The sequence below is a fragment of the Amycolatopsis thermalba genome (assembly GCF_003385215.1).
In the GTDB taxonomy this organism is placed as follows: domain Bacteria; phylum Actinomycetota; class Actinomycetes; order Mycobacteriales; family Pseudonocardiaceae; genus Amycolatopsis_E; species Amycolatopsis_E thermalba.
Map to the genome: position 1 here is coordinate 1 of NZ_PQHW01000116.1, position 21,431 is coordinate 21,431.

14 protein-coding genes and 1 pseudogene are annotated in these 21,431 nt (G+C 72.1%); 8 read left to right on the forward strand and 7 right to left on the reverse strand.

The window, feature by feature from the left end; all coding sequences use genetic code 11:
* The first annotated feature begins 171 nt into the window (after positions 1–171).
* The 5 genes from glgX to glgB all read left to right on the forward strand — a co-directional run bounded on the left by glgX (position 172) and on the right by glgB (position 10,648).
* A complete protein-coding gene (gene glgX, locus D0D15_RS30705) occupies positions 172–2,307 on the forward strand; it encodes a glycogen debranching protein GlgX (protein ID WP_094006963.1) in 2,136 nt (711 codons plus the stop codon).
* A gap of 866 nt (positions 2,308–3,173) precedes the next feature.
* Positions 3,174–5,159, forward strand: a complete 1,986-nt coding sequence (locus tag D0D15_RS30710) for a maltotransferase domain-containing protein (protein ID WP_094006962.1) — start codon at positions 3,174–3,176, stop codon at positions 5,157–5,159.
* A 101-nt stretch (positions 5,160–5,260) separates the two neighbouring features.
* Positions 5,261–7,072, forward strand: a complete 1,812-nt coding sequence (gene treS / locus D0D15_RS30715; protein WP_094007146.1) for a maltose alpha-D-glucosyltransferase — start codon at positions 5,261–5,263, stop codon at positions 7,070–7,072.
* Between the two features lies 1 nt (position 7,073).
* Positions 7,074–8,465, forward strand: a complete 1,392-nt coding sequence (locus tag D0D15_RS30720) for a maltokinase N-terminal cap-like domain-containing protein (RefSeq protein ID WP_094006960.1) — start codon at positions 7,074–7,076, stop codon at positions 8,463–8,465.
* Complete coding sequence (gene glgB, locus D0D15_RS30725) at positions 8,462–10,648, forward strand: 1,4-alpha-glucan branching protein GlgB (protein ID WP_094006958.1); 2,187 nt, start codon at positions 8,462–8,464, stop codon at positions 10,646–10,648. Before D0D15_RS30720 ends, glgB begins: the two co-directional genes overlap by 4 nt.
* Before the next feature lie 267 nt (positions 10,649–10,915).
* On the opposite strand, the gene D0D15_RS30730 is transcribed toward glgB, so the two are convergent.
* The gene (locus D0D15_RS30730; protein ID WP_094006956.1) at positions 10,916–11,656 is read right to left on the reverse strand and encodes a TetR family transcriptional regulator; all 741 of its coding nucleotides are present in this window, start codon (positions 11,654–11,656) and stop codon (positions 10,916–10,918) included.
* A 123-nt stretch (positions 11,657–11,779) separates the two neighbouring features.
* Here D0D15_RS30730 and D0D15_RS30735 point away from each other — a divergent pair, with 123 nt between their 5' ends.
* The gene (locus tag D0D15_RS30735) at positions 11,780–12,232 is read left to right on the forward strand and encodes a hypothetical protein (RefSeq protein WP_094006954.1); all 453 of its coding nucleotides are present in this window, start codon (positions 11,780–11,782) and stop codon (positions 12,230–12,232) included.
* Between the two features lie 192 nt (positions 12,233–12,424).
* Here the strand turns inward: D0D15_RS30735 and D0D15_RS30740 are convergent, their stop codons facing one another.
* Positions 12,425–13,984, reverse strand: coding sequence for a PucR family transcriptional regulator (locus tag D0D15_RS30740; protein WP_094006952.1), 1,560 nt, complete (start codon positions 13,982–13,984; stop codon positions 12,425–12,427).
* A gap of 96 nt (positions 13,985–14,080) precedes the next feature.
* Between D0D15_RS30740 and pruA the strand changes: the two genes are divergently transcribed.
* The gene (pruA, locus tag D0D15_RS30745; protein WP_094006950.1) at positions 14,081–15,706 is read left to right on the forward strand and encodes an L-glutamate gamma-semialdehyde dehydrogenase; all 1,626 of its coding nucleotides are present in this window, start codon (positions 14,081–14,083) and stop codon (positions 15,704–15,706) included.
* Between the two features lie 11 nt (positions 15,707–15,717).
* Positions 15,718–16,626, forward strand: a complete 909-nt coding sequence (locus D0D15_RS30750) for a proline dehydrogenase family protein (protein WP_094006948.1) — start codon at positions 15,718–15,720, stop codon at positions 16,624–16,626.
* Here the strand turns inward: D0D15_RS30750 and D0D15_RS30755 are convergent.
* From D0D15_RS30755 to D0D15_RS30775, 5 genes and pseudogenes are all read right to left on the reverse strand, one after another.
* A complete protein-coding gene (locus tag D0D15_RS30755) occupies positions 16,616–17,584 on the reverse strand; it encodes a serine hydrolase domain-containing protein (protein ID WP_094007145.1) in 969 nt (322 codons plus the stop codon). The genes D0D15_RS30750 and D0D15_RS30755 overlap by 11 nt on opposite strands.
* Positions 17,585–17,626: 42 nt before the next feature.
* Positions 17,627–18,766 (reverse strand): LLM class flavin-dependent oxidoreductase, encoded by a 1,140-nt coding sequence (locus D0D15_RS30760; protein ID WP_094006946.1) that lies wholly within the window; start codon positions 18,764–18,766, stop codon positions 17,627–17,629.
* Between the two features lies 1 nt (position 18,767).
* Entirely contained in the window at positions 18,768–19,673 is a 906-nt protein-coding gene (locus D0D15_RS30765; RefSeq protein ID WP_425266823.1) for an ABC transporter substrate-binding protein, read from the reverse strand.
* 94 nt (positions 19,674–19,767) lie between these two features.
* A pseudogene (locus D0D15_RS30770) lies at positions 19,768–20,475 on the reverse strand (ABC transporter ATP-binding protein); the annotation flags it as partial.
* Positions 20,460–21,284 carry an ABC transporter permease gene (locus D0D15_RS30775; RefSeq protein ID WP_094006943.1) on the reverse strand — a complete coding sequence of 275 codons (825 nt, stop codon included), beginning with the start codon at positions 21,282–21,284 and terminating at the stop codon, positions 20,460–20,462. The gene D0D15_RS30775 and the pseudogene D0D15_RS30770, both read right to left, overlap by 16 nt.
* Between the last annotated feature and the right edge of the window lie 147 nt (positions 21,285–21,431).

Here is a 21,431-nt window from a genome sequence, read left to right on the forward strand (position 1 = left end):
GGCCTGGCCAGCCCGCCACCCCTCCCCGCAGAAGGCGCCACCGACCTGCGCGAACATCCCCGCGCACCCCAGCCGCCCCCACGCCCCGTCACCACCCGGCCGGCCACCCGCGCCTGATCAACACCGTTCGGCGGTGACGGAATTGTCGGGGGGTCCTGGGACAATCGGGACATGGCCATCCGACCCGCCCCCGGCAACCTCGTCCTCGCCGGGCGTCCCTTCCCCCTGGGCGCCCACCCCGAGGGCGGGGGCGTCCGGTTCGCCGTCACCTCCACCGTCGCCGACGCCGTGGAGGTGTGCCTGATCAGCGAGGACGGTTCCGAACGCCGCGTCGAGCTGACCGAGCGCACCTTCGGCGTGTGGCACGGCCTGGTGCCGGGCGTGACGTCCGGCCAGAAGTACGGCTACCGGGTCCACGGCCCCTACGACCCGTCGCGCGGCCTGCGCTGCAACCCGGACAAGATCCTCGTCGACCCGTACGCCACCCGCATCACCGGCGGCCTCACCGACCTGACCGCGGCCCTGGGCTACGCGGGCGACCCGATGCACCCCCGGCGTTCCAAGGTCGACTCGCTGGGCAGCGTGCCGCTGTCGGTGGTCACCTCGCACGGCGGGCCGGACACCGGCGTGAAGCCGGAGGTGCCGTTCGAGGAGTCGGTCATCTACGAGATGCACGTCAAGGGTTTCACGCAGCGCCACCCGGAGATCCCGCCGAACCTGCGCGGCACCTACCTGGGCCTGGCCCACCCGGCGGCGATCGAGCACCTGGTGCGGCTCGGGGTCACCGCCGTGGAGCTGCTGCCGGTGCACTGGTTCACCGAGGAGCCGTACCTGGTGCGCACCGGGCGCAAGAACTACTGGGGCTACTCGCCTCTGGGCTACTTCGCGCCGCACGCCGGCTACGCCAGCGAACCGGGCCGCGAGGTCGCCGAGTTCCGCACCATGGTCGCCGCCCTGCACGCGGCCAACATCGAGGTCATCCTCGACGTGGTCTTCAACCACACCTGCGAGGGCGGCCTGGACGGGCCGACGCTGTCCTTCCGCGGCCTGGACGCCCCCGCCTACTACCTGCACGCCGGCCGCGGCAACGTCATCGACCTGACCGGCTGCGGCAACACGCTGGAGCCGCGCTCGCCGACGGTGATCCGCCTGGTCACCGACTCGCTGCGGTACTGGGCGACCGAGATGGGGGTCGACGGGTTCCGGTTCGACCTCGCCAGCACCCTCGGCCGCCCCGGCGGCGGCGTGTTCGACCGCGACTCGGCGCTGCTGACCGCGATCACCACCGACCCGGTGCTGTCCCGGTGCAAGCTGATCGCCGAGCCGTGGGACGTGACCGGGCACGGCTACCGCGTCGGCGACTTCGGCGCGCAGTGGGCGGAGTGGAACGGCCGCTACCGCGACACGGTGCGCGACTTCTGGCGCGGCGCGGTCGGCGTGGACGACCTGGCGTTCCGGCTGTCCGGGTCCTCGGACCTGTACGACCACAACCTGCGCCGCCCGTGGCAGTCGATCAACTTCATCACCGCCCACGACGGCTTCACGCTGCGCGACCTGGTGTCCTACAACGACAAGCACAACGAGGCCAACGGCGAGGACAACCGAGACGGCACCAACGACAACCGCTCGTGGAACCACGGCGCCGAGGGCGAGACCGCCGACCCGGAGATCCGCGCGCTGCGGGCCCGGCAGGCGCGCAACCTGCTCGCCACGCTGCTCCTGTCGACGGGCACACCGATGCTCGTCGCGGGTGACGAGCTGTGGCGCACGCAGGGCGGCAACAACAACGCCTACTGCCTGGACGACGAGACGTCGTGGCTGGACTGGTCCGGCGACCCCGACGCGACCGCGATGCTGGCCTTCACGCGCCGGCTGGTGCACCTGCGCGCGGCGAGCCCCGCGCTGAGGCAGCCGGAGTTCTTCGAGGGCCGCACCACGCCCACCGGGCGCCCCGACCTGATCTGGTTCCGCCCCGACGGCGAGGAGATGACGGAGGAGGACTGGTTCGACGGCGGCCGCCGCACGCTGATGATGTGGATCGACGGGTCGAACAGCCAGTCCCGCACCCGGGAGGGCGAGCTGATCGCCGACCACTCCTGGCTGCTGATCCTCCACTCCGGCGACGAGCCGGCGAAGGTGACGCTGCCGGGCCCCGAATTCGGCGAGACCCTGAAGCCGACGCTGGACACCACCACGCCCGACGGCAGCCCCGCCACCCCGGGGGCGCTGACGGCGGGCAGCAGGCTGACGATGCCCGCGCGGGCGCTGTTGCTGCTCCGCGCGCCGCGGGACATCACGCCGCAGTAGGCCGGGAGGAGCAGCGGGCGCGACAGCGCCAGCGCAGCGGGCGCGACAGCGCCAGCGCAGCGGGCGCGACAGCGCCAGCGCAGCGGGCGCGACAGCGCCAGCGCAGCGGGCGCGACAGCGCCAGCGCAGCGGGCGCGACAGCGCCAGCGCAGCGGGCGCGGCGCTTCCCGGCCTCAGCCGCGGCACTGGGGCGCGATCGGGCGCGCCCCTCGCGGGCCTCAGCCACGGCGGCCGCCCCGGACGAGCGCCCAGGAGAAGCGTCCGGGTGCGGCGGGGCGCGGCACAGCGGCCCAGCCGAGTTGCTCGCCAGGTGCCCGAGTGAGAAAGCGTCCAGCACGCCGGCGCTGCGCCGCAGGCGCGCAGCCCTGCAGCCCCACAGCCGCTCAGCCCAGTAGCCGCGCAGCACCGCAGCCACGAGCCGCGTAGCCGCGTAGCTTCGCGGCGCCCTCACCGCCGAGAAGATCCCTCCCGCGACCGCCCCTCCCATCGCGGAGCGTGATCGGCGCCCTCCCTCACCCCGGCACGACCACCGGAACAGACCAGCGTCCCCGCGGTTACCCGCGAGTACCCCGGGGCACCCCGATCCCAGACGCAGCAAGCCCTTTCGAGCTGACGCCCGTTGGGGTTATCCGACTTGCCTGAACACCGTTGAAGGGTCGAAAGTGCGCGAGGAACGCACCCCAGCGAACCAGGCCGTGACGCCTGGGTTACCAGTCGATGACCACACTGGACACACGTGGCCCGCCGACGGAGAGTGACACCCAAGGCGGTAGTTTGCGCACGTTCGCAGCGGGGTACTCCCTTCCGAAGACCTGTACGTCCCCGGACGCTGCACATTCGACAACACTGTGAGAGGGGCGCTGCCGATGACCGGCCGGCTCGGCATCGACGACGTGACCCCAGCGGTCAGCTGTGGCCACCACCCGTCGAAAGCCGTGGTGGGGGAACACGTTCCGATCTCGGCGACGGTCTGGCGGGAGGGTCATGACGCGGTCGCCGCCACCGTGTCCTGGCGCGGCCCGCACGACCGCATCTCCCGCCGCACCCGGATGACCGAGCAGGGCACTGGTCTGGACCGCTTCGGCGCGGTCATCGTCCCGGACGCCGAAGGGCTGTGGACCTTCCGCGTCGACGCGTGGAGCGACCCCTGGTCGACCTGGAAGCACGCCGTCAAGGTCAAGGTGGCCGCGGGTCAGGACGCCACCGAGCTGGCCAACGACCTGGAAACCGGCGCCCGCCTGCTGGACCGCGTCTCCCGCCGCCCGGACCGCCGCCGCGAGCGGGCCCTGCTCGCCAGCGCCGCGCACGCCCTGCGCGACGCCGACCGCTACCTCTCCGAACGCGTCGGCCCCGCGCTGTCCGCCGACATCGACCGGATCATGCACGAGTACCCGGTGCGCGAGCTGGTCACCAAGGGCAAGCCGATGCGCATCTGGGTCGACCGGGAACGCGCCGCCTTCGGGTCCTGGTACGAGTTCTTCCCCCGCTCCACCGGCGGCTGGAACGCCCAGGGCCGCCCGGTGCACGGCACCTTCCAGACCGCGGCGAAGGCCCTGGACCGCATCGCGCGGATGGGTTTCGACGTCGTCTACCTGCCCCCGATCCACCCGATCGGCCGCGTCAACCGCAAGGGGCGCAACAACACCCTCACCCCGGACGAGACCGACGTCGGCTCGCCGTGGGCCATCGGCTCCGACGAGGGCGGCCACGACGCCGTCCACCCGCAGCTGGGCACCATCGACGACTTCGACGACTTCGTCGCCCGCGCCAACGAGCTCGGCCTCGAAGTGGCGCTCGACCTGGCGCTGCAGGCCGCCCCCGACCACCCGTGGGTGCTGAAGAACCCGGAGTTCTTCACCACCCGCCCGGACGGCACCATCGCCTACGCGGAGAACCCGCCGAAGAAGTACCAGGACATCTACCCGATCAACTTCGACAACGACCCCGAGGGCATCTACGCCGAGGTCCTGCGGGTCGTGCTGCACTGGGTCTCGCACGGGGTCCGCATCTTCCGGGTGGACAACCCGCACACCAAGCCGCCGGACTTCTGGGCCTGGCTGATCAAGACCGTGAAGGACGCGCACCCGGACGTGCTGTTCCTGTCCGAGGCGTTCACCCGCCCGGCCCGGCTGTGGGGGCTGGCCAAGCTCGGCTTCACCCAGTCCTACACCTACTTCACCTGGCGCACGACGAAGGAGGAGCTCACCGAGTTCGGCGTCGACCTGGTCGAGCACTGGGACGTCGGCAGGCCCAACCTGTTCGTCAACACCCCGGACATCCTCCACGAATCGCTGCAGAAGGGCGGCCCGGGCATGTTCGCGCTGCGCGCCGCGCTTGCCGCGACGCTGTCGCCGACCTGGGGCGTCTACTCCGGCTACGAGCTGTACGAGCACGAGCCGGTGCGGGAGGGCAGCGAGGAGTACCTGCACTCGGAGAAGTACGAGCTGCGCCCGCGCGACTTCGACCAGGCCCTGGCCGAGGGCCGCTCGCTGGAACCGTGGCTGACGAAGCTGAACGCGGTGCGCCGCGCCCACCCGGCCCTGCAGCAGATGCGCACCCTGCGGTTCCACCACGTGGACAACCCGGCGCTGATCGCGTATTCCAAGCAGGATCCGGCGACGGGCGACACCGTCGTCGTGGTGGTCACCCTGGACCCGCGCGAGGCGCAGGAGGGGACCCTCTGGCTCGACCTGCCCGCGCTCGGTTTCGACTGGCACGAGCGGCTGATCGCGCACGACGAGGTCACCGCCGAGACCTGGGACTGGGGCCAGGCCAACTACGTGCGCCTCGAACCGTGGCGGTCGGTCGCGCACATCGTCGGCGTCCAGCGCCGCCTGGCCGGCCGGGACTGATCCGCGCCGGCCCGACAACAGAGTTTCCCGCAGCACCCCGCGCACCGACCGGCGCCGGGGTAGTCGAACGCACCCGGATGAGGTGGGGAGAGGTGGAGTTCATGGACGAAGACGCCCGGCCGGACGCGGCGCTCGGTCTGGAGGGCATCCCGCACACCGGTGAGGCGATGACCGCGGACGGGATGCTCGTCGAGCCGCAGGCCGACGACTTCAAATCCGCGAAGCAGGCGCCGGCCAACCCGCACTGGTACAAGGGCGCGGTGTTCTACGAGGTGCTGGTGCGCGCGTTCACCGACTCCAACGGCGACGGCACCGGCGACCTGCGCGGCCTGGCGAGCCGTCTCGACTACATCGAGTGGCTCGGCGTGGACTGCCTCTGGCTGCCCCCCTTCTACGCCTCGCCGCTGCGCGACGGCGGCTACGACATCAGCGACTTCCGCGCCGTGCTGCCGGAGTTCGGCACGGTCGAGGACTTCGTCTACCTCCTCGACGAGGCCCACCGGCGCGGCATCCGGGTGATCACCGACCTCGTCCTCAACCACACCTCCGACTCCCACCCGTGGTTCCAGCAGTCCCGGTCCGACCCCGACGGGCCCTACGGCGACTACTACGTCTGGAGCGACGACGACTCGCGCTACGCCGACGCGCGCATCATCTTCGTCGACACCGAAACCTCGAACTGGACCTACGACCCGGTGCGCGGCCAGTTCTACTGGCACCGCTTCTTCGCCCACCAGCCCGACCTCAACTACGAGAACCCGGACGTGCAGGAGGCGATGCTCGACGTCCTGCGGTTCTGGCTGGACCTGGGCATCGACGGGTTCCGCCTGGACGCGGTCCCCTACCTGTTCGAACAGGAGGGCACCAACTGCGAGAACCTGCCGCGCACGCACGAGTTCCTCAAGCGCTGCCGCAAGGTCGTCGACGACGAGTACCCGGGCCGGGTCCTGCTGGCCGAGGCCAACCAGTGGCCCTCCGACGTGGTGGAGTACTTCGGCGACCCGGCCACCGGCGGCGACGAGTGCCACATGGCGTTCCACTTCCCGCTGATGCCACGCATCTTCATGGCCGTGCGCCGGGAGTCCCGCTTCCCGATCTCGGAGATCCTCGCGCAGACGCCGAAGATCCCGGACGGCTGCCAGTGGGGCATCTTCCTGCGCAACCACGACGAGCTGACCCTGGAGATGGTCAGCGACGAAGAGCGCGACTACATGTACGCGGAGTACGCCAAGGACCCGCGGATGAAGGCCAACATCGGCATCCGCCGCCGCCTGGCGCCGCTGCTGGAGAACGACCGCAACCAGCTCGAATTGTTCACGGCTTTGCTGCTGTCCCTGCCCGGCTCACCCGTTCTGTACTACGGTGACGAGATCGGAATGGGCGACAACATCTGGCTGGGTGACCGCGACGCGGTGCGTACACCCATGCAGTGGACGCCCGATCGCAACGCCGGTTTCTCGGGTTGCGACCCGGGCCGGATCTACCTGCCGGTGATCATGGACCCGGTCTACGGGTACCAGGCGATCAACGTCGAGGCCCAGCGGGACAGCGCGTCGTCGCTGCTCAACTGGACGCGGCGGATGATCGAGGTCCGCAAGCAGCACCACGCGTTCGCCGAGGGCGACTTCGTCGAGCTCGGCGGGTCCAACCCGAGCGTGCTGGCCTACAAGCGCACCTGGATCCGGCCGGACGGGCGGCTCGACATCGTCCTGTGTGTGAACAATCTGTCGCGATTCCCGCAGCCGGTCGAGCTGGACCTGTCGGAGCATCACGGCTACACGCCCCTGGAGCTCACCGGCGGTGTTCAGTTCCCCGACATCGGGGAACTGCCTTACCTGCTGACGTTGCCGGGGCACGGCTTCTACTGGTTCCAGCTGCTGGACGCGGACGCGAAGGCGAGGCGAGGTGAGTGATTTGACCGATCCCCGTGAGCTGGTCGGCGCGCTGGTGACCGAACTGCCGGAGTGGCTGCCCACGCAGCGGTGGTTCGCCGGGAAGGACCGCCCGATCACCGCGGTGCGCCCGCTGAGCACGACGGTCCTGATGCCGGGCGACCCGCTCCTGCTCCACCTCGTCGTGGAGGTGGAGCAGGACGACCGGCGCGAGCCGTACCAGCTCCTCATCGGGAGCCAGGCCCACCTGCCGGAGTACCTCGGGTCGAGCTGGATCGGCACCGAGAAGGGGCTGCCCTGCTACGAGGCCACTGGTGACGCCGACCTGACCAGCAAGCTGCTCGACCTCGTCGCCGAACAGGCGCGGATCGGCTCGCTGCGGTTCGCGCGCGAACCCGGCACGGAGCTGCGCGGCGGCCTGCGGGCCCGGCCGGTGGGCGCGGAGCAGAGCAACACCTCGCTCGTGTTCGGTCACCACTACATCCTCAAGCTGTTCCGCAAGCTCACCCCCGGCGAGAACCCGGACCTGCGGCTGCACCGGGCGCTGCACGAGGTGGGCTGCAAGCACATCGCCGAACTGCTCGGCTCGATCACCGGCGACCTCGGCGGTGAGCCGGTCACGATCGGCATGCTGCAGAAGTTCGTGCCCGACGCGGTGGACGGCTGGGCCATGGCCACCACCAGCGTCCGTGACCTCATGGCCGATCCCGAGCTGCCCCCCGACGAGGTGGGCGGCGATTTCGCCGGGGAGGCGCAGCGGCTCGGCCAGGCTGTCGCCTCCGTGCACAGCGACCTGCGGCGGGCCCTCGGCGACGAGATCGCCGACGAGGGCGAGTTCGACCGCACGGTCAAGGCGATGCGGGATCGATTGGACACCGTCAGCCGTGCGGTGCCCCAGCTGGCCGAATACACCCCCGCGCTGCGCGCCGCGTTCGAGAAGGTGCGCGAGACGCGCGGGCCGGTGTCCATGCAGTTCATCCACGGTGACCTGCACCTGGGGCAGGTGCTGCGCACCGTCACCGGGTGGCTGCTGATCGACTTCGAGGGCGAGCCGGCCGCGCCGGCGGCCGAGCGGGTGGCGCTGCGCTCACCACTGCGGGACGTCGCCGGGATGCTGCGCTCGTTCGACTACGCGGCGCACCAGATGCTGATCGGCCACGACGAGGACGATCCGCGGCTGACCGAGCGGGCGCTGGAGTGGGCGCGGCGCAACCGGTCGGCGTTCTGCGACGGCTACGCCAAGGCCGCGCCGGAGACGGTCGGCGACCCGCGCGCGCACAGCGACCTGCTGCGCGCCTTCGAGCTCGACAAGGCCGTCTACGAGGTGGCCTACGAACACGCCAACCGGCCGGAATGGCTGACCGTGCCGCTGGCGTCCATCGCCCGGATCACCGCAGGAGGCGAACAACCGTGAACGCGGTCCCAGCCGAGCTGCCCGAAGCGGCCCCGCCGCCCGGCGACATCGACCGGCTGCTGGCCGGCTCGCACCACGACCCGCACTCGGTCCTCGGTGTGCACACCGCGGGCGAGTCGGTGGTGGTGCGGGCGCTGCGGCCAGGCGCGCGCCGGGTGAGCGTGATCGCCGCCGACCACAAGTCCGACCTGGAACGCGTCGTGGACGGGTTGTGGGCCGGAACGGTGCCCGAGCACCCCGGCGACTACCGGCTGGAGGTCGACTACGACGGGCACGTGTGCGTGATCGACGACCCGTACCGGTGGCTGCCCACGGTCGGCGAGCTGGACCGGCACCTGATCGGCGAGGGCAGGCACGAGCGGCTGTGGGACGTGCTCGGCGCGCACCCGCGCTCCTACGACACGCCCGGCGGGGTCGTCACCGGCACGTCGTTCGCGGTGTGGGCGCCCACCGCGCGCGGGGTGCGGGTGATCGGCGACTTCAACGGGTGGGACGGCCGGTCGCACCCGATGCGGTCGCTGGGCTCGTCCGGGGTGTGGGAGCTGTTCATCCCGGGCGTGGAGATCGGGACGCACTACAAGTTCCGCATCCTCGGCGCCGACGGCCAGTGGCACGAGAAGGCCGACCCGATGGCGTTCGCGACGGAGAAACCGCCCGCGACCGCGTCCGTGGTCACCGCGTCGGCCTACGAGTGGTCCGACGACGAGTGGCTGGCCCGGCGCAACGCGACGAACTGGGCCAACGCGCCGATGAGCGTGTACGAGGTGCACCTCGGGTCGTGGCGGCCCGGGCTGGGCTACCGCGAGCTGGCCGAGGAACTGGCCGACTACGTGCAGGACATGGGGTTCACGCACGTCGAGCTGCTGCCGATCGCCGAGCATCCGTTCGGCGGGTCGTGGGGTTACCAGGTCACCTCCTACTACGCGCCGACCGCGCGGTTCGGGCACCCGGACGACTTCCGGTTCTTCGTGGACCGGCTGCACCAGCGCGGCATCGGCGTGATCGTGGACTGGGTGCCGGCCCACTTCCCGAAGGACAACTGGGCGCTGGCGCGGTTCGACGGCACCCCGCTGTACGAGCACGCCGACCCGCGCCGCGGCGAGCAGCCGGACTGGGGCACCTACGTGTTCGACTTCGGCCGCAACGAGGTGCGCAACTTCCTGGTCGCCAACGCGCTGTTCTGGCTGGAGGAGTACCACCTGGACGGTCTGCGCGTGGACGCGGTCGCCTCGATGCTGTACCTGGACTACTCGCGGCCGGAGGGCCAGTGGGTGCCCAACCAGTACGGCGGCCGGGAGAACCTGGACGCGGTGCGGTTCCTGCAGGAGCTGAACGCGACCGTCTACAAGCGACACCCGGGCGTGGTGATGATCGCCGAGGAGTCGACGGCGTGGCCGGGTGTCACGCGGCCGACGCACCTGGGCGGGCTCGGGTTCGGGTTCAAGTGGAACATGGGCTGGATGCACGACACGCTGCACTACCTGGCGCACGATCCGGTGCACCGGTCCTACCACCACAACGAGATGACGTTCTCGCTGGTGTACGCGTGGAGCGAGAACTTCGTGCTGCCGCTGTCGCACGACGAGGTGGTGCACGGCAAGGGCTCGCTGTGGGGGCGGATGCCCGGCGACGACTGGAACAAGGCGGCCGGGGTGCGGTCGCTGCTGGCGTTCATGTGGGCGCACCCGGGCAAGCAGCTGCTGTTCATGGGCGGCGAGTTCGGGCAGCAGCAGGAGTGGTCGGAGGAGCGGTCGCTGGACTGGCACCTGCTGGAGCAGCCGCTGCACGGCGGGATCCAGAAGCTGATGCGCGACCTGAACTCGGTGTACGCGTCGCTGCCCGCGTTGTTCAGCGCGGACACCACGCCGGAGGGCTTCGCGTGGATCGACGCGAACGACTCGGCCGGCAACGTGCTGAGCTTCCTGCGCCTCGGCGAGGACGGCTCGCGGCTGGCGTGCGTGGCGAACTTCGCCGGGATGCCGCACCACGACTACCGGGTCGGGCTGCCGGTGGCGGGCCGGTGGCGCGAGGTGGTCAACACCGACGCGGAGGTCTACGGCGGGTCCGGGGTGGGCAACCTCGGGGCCGTGGAGGCCGAGCCGGAGCCGTGGCACGGCCAGCCGGCGTCGGCGGTGCTGCAGCTCCCGCCGAACGGGGTGCTCTGGCTCGCTCCCGAGGAGTGAGCCGCCGAGCGCGGAACTCGCGCGCCGGAAAGTGGAACTCGCGCGCCGGAAAGTGGAACTCGCCGGCGGGAACGTGGAACTCGCGGGCGGGAACGTGGGACTCGCGGCGTGCGCGAGTTCCACGCTCAGGTGCGCGAGTTCCACGCTCAGGTGCGCGAGTTCCGCGCTCAGGGGCGCGAGTTCCGCGCTCGTGCGTGAGTTTCGTGCTTGTGAAGTTGCTAGTGGCACGGGGTGCCACTTCCCCGCGGAGTGGCACCCCGTGCCATCTCAGCCGTCGCGCCGGAGGGCCCGGCTGATCTGGCGGACCACTTCGGACAGCGGGGCGGAGGCCTTGAGGACCGCGATCACCGACTCGTCGTCGCCGGCGGACCGGGGCGGGGGCGCGTCCGCGAAGGCGTCGATCACCAGCGCGAACGCCTCCTTGGCGTGGGCGTGCGCGTCCTCCGTGCCGCCGCTGCGCAGCCACCGGCGCAGGACGTGGTTGTGCGCGGCCGCGACCGCCGCCGCGGCGACCGAGCCGCGCAGGTCCCACAGCGGGTCCCCGGCGGCCTGGAACCGCGCGCGCAGGTAGGTCGCGAGCACGCGCTGGTAGCGGTCGACGCTGGCGACCTCCTTGTCCCGCAACGAGGGCACGGTGCGGGTGAGCGCGAACCGCTTGACCGAGACGTCCGGGTCGGCGAGGTAGGAGTCCAGCACCAGCCCGACGCCGGCGCACGCCACCTCGAGGGGGTTCTGCCGGTCGTCAGCGGTGGCGAAGAGCTGCTCGATCCGGCCGAGGACCTCCTCGTGGTTCGGGAAGATCGCGTCCTCCTTCGACCGGAAGTACCGGAAGAAGGTGCGCCGCCCCACGCCCGCGGCCGAGGCGATCTCGTCGACCGTGGTGGCGTCGTACCCCTGCTCGGAGAACTTCTCGATCGCCGCCACGGTGAGGGCGTGGCGCAGCCGCCTGCGCCCCGCGGTGGTCCTGCCCACCCGCGGTCGCGGCGCGGACCGGGACTCGTCGGACATGAGGCCGAACCTAACAGGCCGGGCTTGCTAAGGGCACGCAGTGCCATTAGCATCACAGTCATCCACCACCGATCTCGGGCACTGTGGCTCTGGTGCCCCGCCTCACCGGGAAGGGGGCTCGTGATGAGCGTCGATCACGACCTGGGCACCAAGCGTCCGGCCAGCACGCCCATGGACTACCGCCGCACGTTCGGCTGGCCGGTCCACTGGCAGAACGGCACCCTGAACTTCGTGATCGGGGCCGGCATCGGCGCGGTCGCCGTGCCGCGGGCCCGGGCCGAGCAGGTGCTGGAGAACCTGGCGCGCCAGGGCTGCCGCGGGCCCGCGCTGAGCGTGCCCACCAAGCACGGTTCGGTGGTCATCTTCCTGGTCGAGGCCGACATCCTGGGCAGCGACGCCGAGTTCCTCCCCAGCGACGTGCGGGTGCTGACGGCGGGCACGTCGATCCCGCTGCCCGGCACCCACGGCCCCGCCGACCTCGCGCGGTGGATCGTGGCGCCGGACCCGCACCAGCGCTGGCTGCCGAGCCTGACGGCCGTGCTGGCGGCCATCCGCTCGGCGGGCCGCTACCGCTGAGGAGGAAAGCGCTTTCCGGGCGCGGAGGCAGTGCCGCGTTGCGATTGCGATCTTGACGACTGTCTCGCCGCTGAGGTGATCGCTGAGACGAAGTTCGTGCCCGGCAAGGCCGGGCTCGTGCTCGTGCCGTCGGATCTCCAGGATCGGGAGCGGACGATCAGCCGGAGCTTCACGGCGGCGCGGTATAGGCCGTTATACGCCCGGCGGCAGCCGCAACTGCAGCGCCGCGAACAGCCGCACCAGTGGATCGCCCAGGTCGAGTCCCGCCACCTCGCCCGCTCGCCGCACGCGGTAGCGCAGCGTGTTCGGGTGCACGTGCAGCTTCGCGGCTGCCGAGCGGACGTCGCCCAGCGCGTCCAGGTACGCCAGCAGTGACGACGCCAGGTCCGGGTGCCGCGAGCGCAACTCCGTCAGCCGCGGGTCGCGCAGGCGCGGCTGCTCGGCCAGCACCGCGAGCGTCTCGCTGACCAGGACCTGCGACCGGACGTCCGCCAGCGTCGCCACCTCCAGGTCCAGCCCGCGGGCCATCGCGTCCAGCACCCGGTCCGCCTCCTGCCGCGACACCCCCACGTCCTCCACCCCCGGCACCACCCGGCCGATCGCCGCCCGCACCGGCGTCCCCGCCGAGGCCACCATCTCGCGCGTCAGGTCCAGCAACGACACCCCGGCGGGCAGATCGGGCAGGAACACGTACGTCCGGCCGCCGAGCTGGGTCACCAGCGCGCTGCGCCGGTAGGCCGCCGCGTGCACCGAGATCACCGACGCCAGCGCGGACCGCCGCAGCTCCAGCTCCGTGCGGTCCACCGGCTCGGCCCCGCGCGGCGCGAAGGCCACCACCGCGGCCGGCTTCGCCGGATCGGCCCCGATCTGCCGCGCCACCGAGACCGGGTCGCTGCGCCCCTCCAGCATCCCGGCCAGCAGGTTCTCCCGGAACCGGGCGCCCGCCGCGCTGCGCCGCCGGACCAGGTGCAGCGCCGCCACCCGGGCCGCGCCCACCAGTGCCTGCTCCGCGCGCGAAGCCAGCGGCGCCGCACCCTCCTGCACCCAGATCGACCCGAGCGGCCGCCCGCCCGCGTGCACCCCGATCGCCAGGCGCGTGCGGATGCCCAGGTCCGGCCGCTCCTCGATGCGCACGACCTCCTCGGTGGCCCGCAACCGCTGGTAGACGCCCCACTCGTGCAGCATCTTCAGGTACGGCGCCGGCCCCTGACGGCCCAGGATCGACAACCGGCGCAGCTCGTCCACCTCGTCGTCGGACCTCGAGTACGCCAGCACGCGGCTCGCGGTGTCCTCGATGCTCACGATCCCGCCGGTCAGCGCGGCGATCGTCTGGGCCAGCGAGAACAGGTCCCCCAGCGTCTCCCCCGCGTCCTCGTCCGCCGCGCCCCGGGCGGTTTCCAGCACCCCGCGCACCAGCGCGGCCAGCTGCTCCCACCGCACGTCGGCGGCGACGGCCAGCAGCGCGGTCCCGGCGTCGATCGCCGCGTTCCGCAGCAGCGGCAACGCCGAATCGGACTCCACCTTGACCGCCACCGCCGCCGCGCCCTGCCGCCCGGCGGCCCGGATCAGCGGCACCGCCGCCCGCCCGCGCGCGCCGATCACCAGCGCCAGGTCGCCGGGTCGCAGCTCCGGCGTGTCGTCCGGTTCGAGCACCACGACGTCGGAGACCTCGCCCGCCAGGCCGTCCGGAGCGACCTCCACCTCGACCAGCGGATCACCGAGCGCGATCAGGACCTGCCGCAGTTGTGCCACGGGACGAACACTAGTCCCAGGATTGGCCGAACCGACAAAAACCGGCGCCCGCGATCTTCCTAGCGTTGAGACATCCGACGACGAGGAGGAGCAGCCGTGGACGCCGTGACCACCGTTCCCACCCCGGCCAACGAGCCGGTTCTGCAGTACGCGCCGGGCAGCCCGGAACGCGCCGAGGTGCAGGCCGCGCTCGCCGAACTGGCGAAGGAACCGATCGAGCTGACCGCGACCATCGGCGGCGAGCAGCGGATGGGTGGCGGGCCGCGGATCGACGTCGTCCAGCCGCACAACCACCGCGTCGTGCTGGGCACCCTCGGCTCCGCGACCCAGCAGGACACCCGCGACGCGCTGGCCGCCGCCCGCGAGGCCGCCCCGGCCTGGCGGAAGCTGTCCTTCGACGACCGCGCCGCGATCCTGCTGCGCGCCGCCGACCTGCTCAGCGGCCCGTGGCGGGCCAAGCTCAACGCCGCCACCATGCTCGGCCAGTCCAAGACCGTGTACCAGGCCGAGATCGACTCCGCGTGCGAGCTGGCCGACTTCTGGCGGTTCAACGTCGCCTTCGCCCGCCGCCTGCTGGCCGAGCAGCCCGCCAGCTCGCCGGGCGTGTGGAACCGCACCGACCACCGGCCGCTGGAGGGGTTCGTCTACGCGATCACCCCGTTCAACTTCACCGCGATCGCCGGCAACCTGCCGACCGCGCCCGCGCTGATGGGCAACGTCGTGCTGTGGAAACCGTCTCCCACGCAGAGCTTCGCCGCGCACCTGACCATGCGGCTGCTGGAGGAGGCCGGGCTGCCGCCCGGCGTGATCAACCTGCTGCCCGGGGACGGCCTGGCGGTCTCCGAGGTCGCCCTCGCCGCGCCGGACCTCGCCGGCATCCACTTCACCGGGTCCACCCGCACGTTCCAGCACCTGTGGTCGCAGGTCGGGGCGAACATCGCGAACTACCGCACCTACCCCCGGATCGTCGGCGAGACCGGCGGCAAGGACTTCGTGCTCGCCCACCCGTCGGCCGACCTCGACGTGCTGCGCACCGCGCTGGTCCGCGGCGCGTTCGAGTACCAGGGCCAGAAGTGTTCGGCCGCCTCGCGCGCCTACGTGCCGCGGTCGGTCTGGGCGCGGCTGAAGGACGACTTCCTCGCCGAGGTCGAGTCGCTGTCCATGGGTGACGTCACCGACCTGAGCAACTTCCTCGGCGCCGTCATCGACCGCCGCTCGTTCGACCGGCTGTCCGGTGTCCTGGACCGCGCCCGCGCCGACGACCGGCTGGAGATCCTCGCCGGCGGCACCGCCGACGACAGCGAGGGCTTCTTCGTGCGGCCGACCGTGATCGCCTCGGACGACCCCGGGCACGAGGTGTTCACCACCGAGTACTTCGGGCCGGTGCTCGCGGTGCACGTCTACGACGACGCCGCCTACGACACCGTGCTGCGCCAGATGGAGAGCGTCGCGCCGTACGGGCTGACCGGTTCGATCATCGCGACCGACCGGGCCGCCATCGCGCACGCCACCGAGGAGCTGCGGTTCGCGGCGGGCAACTTCTACGTCAACGACAAGCCGACCGGTGCGGTGGTCGGGCAGCAGCCCTTCGGCGGCGGCCGCGGGTCGGGCACCAACGACAAGGCCGGGTCGATCCACAACCTGCTCCGCTGGGTCAGCCCCCGCTCCATCAAGGAGACGTTCGTGCCGCCCACCACCGTCGGCTACCCGCACCAGGGCTGAGGAGGATCACCGTGCTGCGCACCGCACTGCTCGCCGCGGCCGGGTCACCGGCCTGCCGGTCGCTCGTCGAGCGGTCCCCGATGACCCGCCCCGTGGTCCGCCGCTTCGTCGCCGGTGCCGGGGTGGACGACGCGCTGGCCGTGACCGCCGGCCTGATCGGCGGCGGCCGGGCCGTCACGCTCGACCACCTCGGCGAGGACACCACCGACGCGGCCATGGCCGCCGCCACGGTGAAGGCCTACGTCGAACTGCTGGCGCTGCTGGCCGACTCCGGGCTCGCCGCGGGCGCTGAGGTGTCGGTCAAGCTGTCCGCCGTCGGGCAGCGCCTGCCCGACGGCGACCGCGTCGCGCTGGACAACGCCCGCCGCATCTGCGAGGCCGCGGCCGCCGCGGGCACCACGGTCACGCTGGACATGGAGGACCACACCACGACCGACGCCACGCTGGGTGTGCTGCGTGAGCTGCGCGCGGACTTCCCGTGGGTCGGCGCGGTGCTGCAGGCCTACCTCCGGCGCACCGAGCAGGACTGCCGGGACCTGGCGTACGCCGGTTCGCGGGTCCGGCTGTGCAAGGGCGCCTACGCCGAGCCCGCTTCGGTCGCCTACCCGGACAAGTCCGATGTGGACAAGTCCTACGTGCGGTGCCTGCGGGTCCTGATGGACGGCGAGGGGTACCCGATGGTCGCCACCCACGATCCGCGGATGATCGCGATCGCCGCGGAACTCGGGAAGGACCGCCCGGACTGGGAGTTCCAGATGCTGTACGGCATCCGGGACGCCGAGCAGCGGCGGCTGGCGCGGCAGCACACGATGCGCGTGTACGTGCCCTACGGCGACGAGTGGTACGGCTACTTCATGCGCCGCCTGGCCGAGCGCCCGGCGAACCTGGCGTTCTTCCTGCGGGCGCTGGTCACGCGGTGAGTTCGCCGATCCGGCGGGCGACCGGCCAGGCGCCCTCCGAGGTGTTGGACAGCACCGTCCAGGTCGTCGCGCCACTGTGGACGGTCCGGAAGGACACGCCGGCGTCGTGGCCCTCCAGCTGGACCGCGTCCCCGGTGAGCCAGAACCCCAGGCCGTAGCGCATGTTTTCCGCCGGGACGTGGCTGCGGGGCGCGGTCAGGTCCCGCACCCGGGACAGCGGGACGATCCGCCCGGCGAACAAGGCTGTCCAGAAGGCGTGGACGTCGGCGGCGGTCGAGTGGATCCCGCCGTCGCCACTGCCGAGCACGGGCAGGTGGAACACGTTGGTCCGCCGCTCGCCGACGTAGCCGAGCGCGACCCCGGCGGCGGGCTCGTCGGAGCGGAGGAACGCCGTGTCCGTCATGCCCGCGGGCACGCACACCAGGTCGTGCACCAGCTCGCCGAACGGGCGGCCGGCGGCCCGTTCGGCGAGGAGGGCGAGCACCACGTAACCGCTGTTGCAGTAGGAGAACCGCTGCCCGGGCGGGAACTTCGGCGGATGCCCGTCCAGGACGCGCAGGTAGTCCTCGGTGGTGGCCAGCTCGTGCACCGGCACGGGCAGGATGTGATCGGTGATGGGCCGGTCGGCGTCCTCGTCGCAGTAGTCGCCGATGCCGGAGCGGTGCGCGAGGAGGTGTTCGACGGTGACCTCGTCGCCGATCAGCGGCAGGTCGTCGCCGAGCAGCGACCGGGCCGTGGTGTCCAGGCCGAGCACCCCGCGCTCGGCCAGCGCGGCGATCGTCAGCGCGGTGAGGCCCTTGGTGCCGCTGGCCAGGGCGAAGCTGGTGCCGACGGTGTTGGGCACCCGCAGCCCGCGGTGGGCGAAGCCGTAGGCTCGGGCGAACGTGCGGCCACCGGAGTCCACCCGGACGACACCGGAGAACCCGGTCTCGGCCGCCACCGCGTCGATCCCCGCCACCCGGGCCATTCTGCCGGGTGGCGGGGATCGTCTCACCCGGTTTTACCGTGCGGCGGCGGTGACGCGCTGGTCGCGTGTGCCGCGCAGCAGGCCGCGGTGCGCCAGCTCCGGCAGCGCGCCCTCGGCGAACCAGTACGCCTCCTCCAGGTGCGGATACCCGGACAGCACGAACTCCTCGATGCCGAGCGAGTGGTACTCCTCGATCAGGTCGGCGACCTCGCTGTGGCTGCCCACCAGCGCCGTTCCGGCGCCGCCGCGGACCAGGCCGATGCCCGCCCACAGGTTCGGGTGGATCTCCAGCCCGCGCACGCCGCGGTCCAGGCCGCCGCCGTGCAGGGCGACCATCCGCCGCTGCCCTTCCGACTCGCTGGCGGCCAGCTGCGCCTGCGCCTTCGCCACCTGCTCCGGGCTCAGCGCGTCCAGCAGCTTGCCCGCCTCCGCCCACGCCTCGGCCGAGGTGTCCCGGGACAGGGTGTGCAGCCGGATGCCGAACCGGATCCGCCGCCCCTGCGCCTGCGCCAGCTCCCGCACGCGCCGGATCTTGTCCGCCACCTGCGCCGGCGGCTCGCCCCAGGTCAGGTACACATCGGCGTGCTTCGCCGCGACCGGGAGCGCCGCCGGGGACGAGCCGCCGAAGTACAGCGGCGGCACCGGGTCCGGCGGGGCGAGCACGGTCGCGCCCTCGACCGACAGGTGCTCGCCGGTGAAGTCGAACGGCTGCCCGCTCCACACGCCGCGCGCGATGGTGAGGAACTCGTCGGTGCGGGCGTAACGCTGGTCGTGGTCGTGGAAGTCGCCGAAGCGCTTCTGCTCGATCGAATCGCCGCCGGTGACGACGTTGAGCAGCAGCCGGCCGCCGGAGATCCGCTGGTAGGTGGCGGCCATCTGGGCGGCCAGGGTCGGCGAGAGGACGCCGGGGCGGAACGCGACGAGGTACTTGAGCCGTTTGGTCTCGCGGAGCAGCGCCGCGGTGGTCAGCCAGGCGTCCTCGCACCAGGTGCCGGTCGGGGTGAGCACGCCCGCGAACCCGAGCTGCTCGGCGGCGCGGGCGATCTGCGCCAGGTAGCCGATGGTGGGTTCGCGCTGGGCGACCGGGCCGAGCGAGCGGTTGGCGTGGAACCGTTCGACGATCGCGCGGCCGTCGCCGGTGGTGGGCAGGAACCAGTGCGGTGTGATGGTCATGTCATCCCCTCGCTGCGGCCAGGTCGGCGGCGAACCGGGTGTCGGTGAACCCGGCGAAGTCCACACGTCCCGGCAGAACCTTGTCCTCGGTGAAGGCGTCGGCCAGCTGCTGTTCGGAGGCGATCACCGTGTCGTCGAGCGGCACCGGCAGATCGGGTCCGTTCTGCACGGACGCGAGCGTGACCTCCGGCTTCAGCCCGGTCTCGGCGGACCAGGCCTGCGCCCACTGCTCGCGGTGCGTGCCGGCCCACTGCTGGGCCTTGGCGATCCGCACCACGTAGTCGCGGATGGCGGCGTTCTTGCCGGCGTCGGACAGCGCGTTGTGCCCGGCCACCTGGAAGGTGTAGCCGTTGGCGGTGCCGGTCCCGTCGGCGAGCACCCGGGCGCCGGTCTCCAGCTTCGCCTGGGAGGTGTAGGGATCCCACACCGCCCACGCGTCGATCTGGCGCTGGGTGAACGCGCCGTAGGCGTCGGCGGGCTGCAGGAAGGACAGCTTGACGTCCTTCGTGGACAGTCCGTTCTTGGCCAGGGTCAGCAGGATCTGGCCGTGTGCCGAGCTGCCCTTGGCCACGCCGATGGTCTTGCCCTGCAGGTCCGCGACGGTTCGCAGGGGCGAGTCGGCGGGCACGAGCAGGGCGTCGCCGGCGACGTTGCCCTGCGCGGAGCTGACGATCGAGATCCGCGCCTTCGCGGCCGCGGCGAAGATCGGCGGCGTGTTGCCGACCCCGCCGATGTCGATCGCGCCGGCCGAGGCGGCCTCCAGCAGCGGCGGGCCGGAGGTGAAGGTGGACCACTCGATCCGGTACGGCAGGTCGGTCAGCAGCCCGGCGGCCTTGAGCAGGGCCTGCGAACCGCCCTTCTGGTCACCCACCTTCAACGTCACCTTCGCCAGGTCGGCCGCGCTCACCGGCGGCGGCACCGTCGGGCTGGACGACGGCTCGCTCCCGCCACCGCACGCGGTGAGGCTCAGCGCGAGCGCCGTGACGGCGGCGAGGATTCCAGGCAATCGCATGGTCGGTCACTCCCAGATCGGCCAGCACCCTGGCGCGAACGTCGAGGTGGTCGGACACGGCACGCGGCCGCGGGTGGTGCAGGACGTGCTCGGCGATGATCCGCCCCTCCCCCAGGACCAGGACGCGGTCGGCCAGCAGCAGCGCCTCGTCCACGTCGTGGGTCACCAGCAGCACGCCGGGCCGGTGCTCGGTCCACAGGTCCTCGACCAGCCGGTGCATCGCCAGCCGGGTCAGGGCGTCCAGCGCGCCGAACGGCTCGTCGAGCAGCAGCAGGTCCGGTTCCCGCACCAGCGCGCGGGCCAGCGAGACCCGTTGCGCCTCACCGCCGGACAGGGTGCGTGGCCAGGCGTCGGCGTGATCGGCCCGCCGCACCTCGGCCAGGGCGCGCTCGGCGAGCGCGCGGTCCCGGCCGCGGTCGCGCAGGCCGAGGACGACGTTGCGCCACACGCGCCGCCAGGGCAGCAGCCGGGGCCGCTGGAACGCCACGGATACCGCGCCGTGGACGCCGGCCTCGCCGTCGACGGCGGTGTCCAGCCCGGCGACGATGCGCAGCAGCGTCGACTTGCCCGAGCCGCTGCGGCCGAGCAGGGCGACGAACTCGCCCCGCCCGATTTCGAGGTCCACATCGGACAGCACGGTGCGGTCGCCGAAGCGTTTGGTCAGGCCGTGCACCCGGGCGATCAGTTCCCGCGCCATCGCAGCGCCCTCCGTTCGATCAGGCGGACCAGCGCGTCGGTGACCAGACCGAGCACGGCGTAGACGATCAGGCCGACCACGATCACGTCGGTGCGCAGGAACTCGCGCGCGTTGTTGATGAGGTAGCCCAGGCCGGCGTCGGCGTTCACGGTCTCGCCGACGATCAGCGCGAGCCACGCGACGCCGAGCGCCTGCCGCAGCCCCACCAGGGTCTGCGGCACGGCGGAGGGCAGCACGACGTGGACCAGCCGTTCCCAGCGCGTGTAGCCGAGCGCCGTGGTGGCCTCGACGAGGTGGTCGTCGACGCCCCGGATACCGGAGTGGATGTTGAGGTAGAGCGGGAACGCCACGCCGAGTGCGACCAGGACGATCTTCGGTTCCTCGCCGATGCCGAACCACAGGATGAACAGCGGGATCAGGCCCAGGAACGGCAGGGTGCGCAGCATCTGCACCGGCGGGTCGATGAGCACCCCGCCCCAGCGCGACAGGCCCGCGACCACGCCCAGCACCAGCGCGACACCGGCGCCGAACGCTAAGCCGAGCCCGACGCGGACGATCGACACGGCGAACGCCTCGCCCAGCTCGCCGGAGCGCGCGGTCTCGATCCCGGCCTGCAGGACCGTCCACGGTGAACTGAGCTTGTCCGGCGAGAGCACACCGGTCGAGGAGGCCAGCTGCCACAGGGCGAGCAGCGCGAGCGGACTGATCCAGCGGCGCAGGTCGGGCAGGCGGCGTCTCCGGGCCGGACGCGGCCGCGTCCCGGATGCCTCCTCCGGGCGCGCGAGAACGTCCGTTGCGGACAGCGACACGGATTTTCTCCCATTTTTTGGGCTCTGTTGATCTATGTGTGGGTGCGGTCAGGTAGTTCGGGGCGGTAGCCGCCGAGCGCGAGGAGTGCGAGGGAGATCAGGGCGTCGGCGTGTTTGAACCCGAAGGCCAGGCGGGTCAGTAGCCGG

Coding starts and splice junctions, on each gene's coding strand:
- D0D15_RS30710 (WP_094006962.1), top strand. CDS start 3,174: ATGACCGGCCGGCTCGGCATCGACGACGTGACCCCAGCGGTCAGCTGT.
- D0D15_RS30760 (WP_094006946.1), bottom strand. CDS start 18,766: ATGACCATCACACCGCACTGGTTCCTGCCCACCACCGGCGACGGCCGC.
- glgX (WP_094006963.1), top strand. CDS start 172: ATGGCCATCCGACCCGCCCCCGGCAACCTCGTCCTCGCCGGGCGTCCC.
- D0D15_RS30735 (WP_094006954.1), top strand. CDS start 11,780: ATGAGCGTCGATCACGACCTGGGCACCAAGCGTCCGGCCAGCACGCCC.
- treS (WP_094007146.1), top strand. CDS start 5,261: ATGGACGAAGACGCCCGGCCGGACGCGGCGCTCGGTCTGGAGGGCATC.
- D0D15_RS30730 (WP_094006956.1), bottom strand. CDS start 11,656: ATGTCCGACGAGTCCCGGTCCGCGCCGCGACCGCGGGTGGGCAGGACC.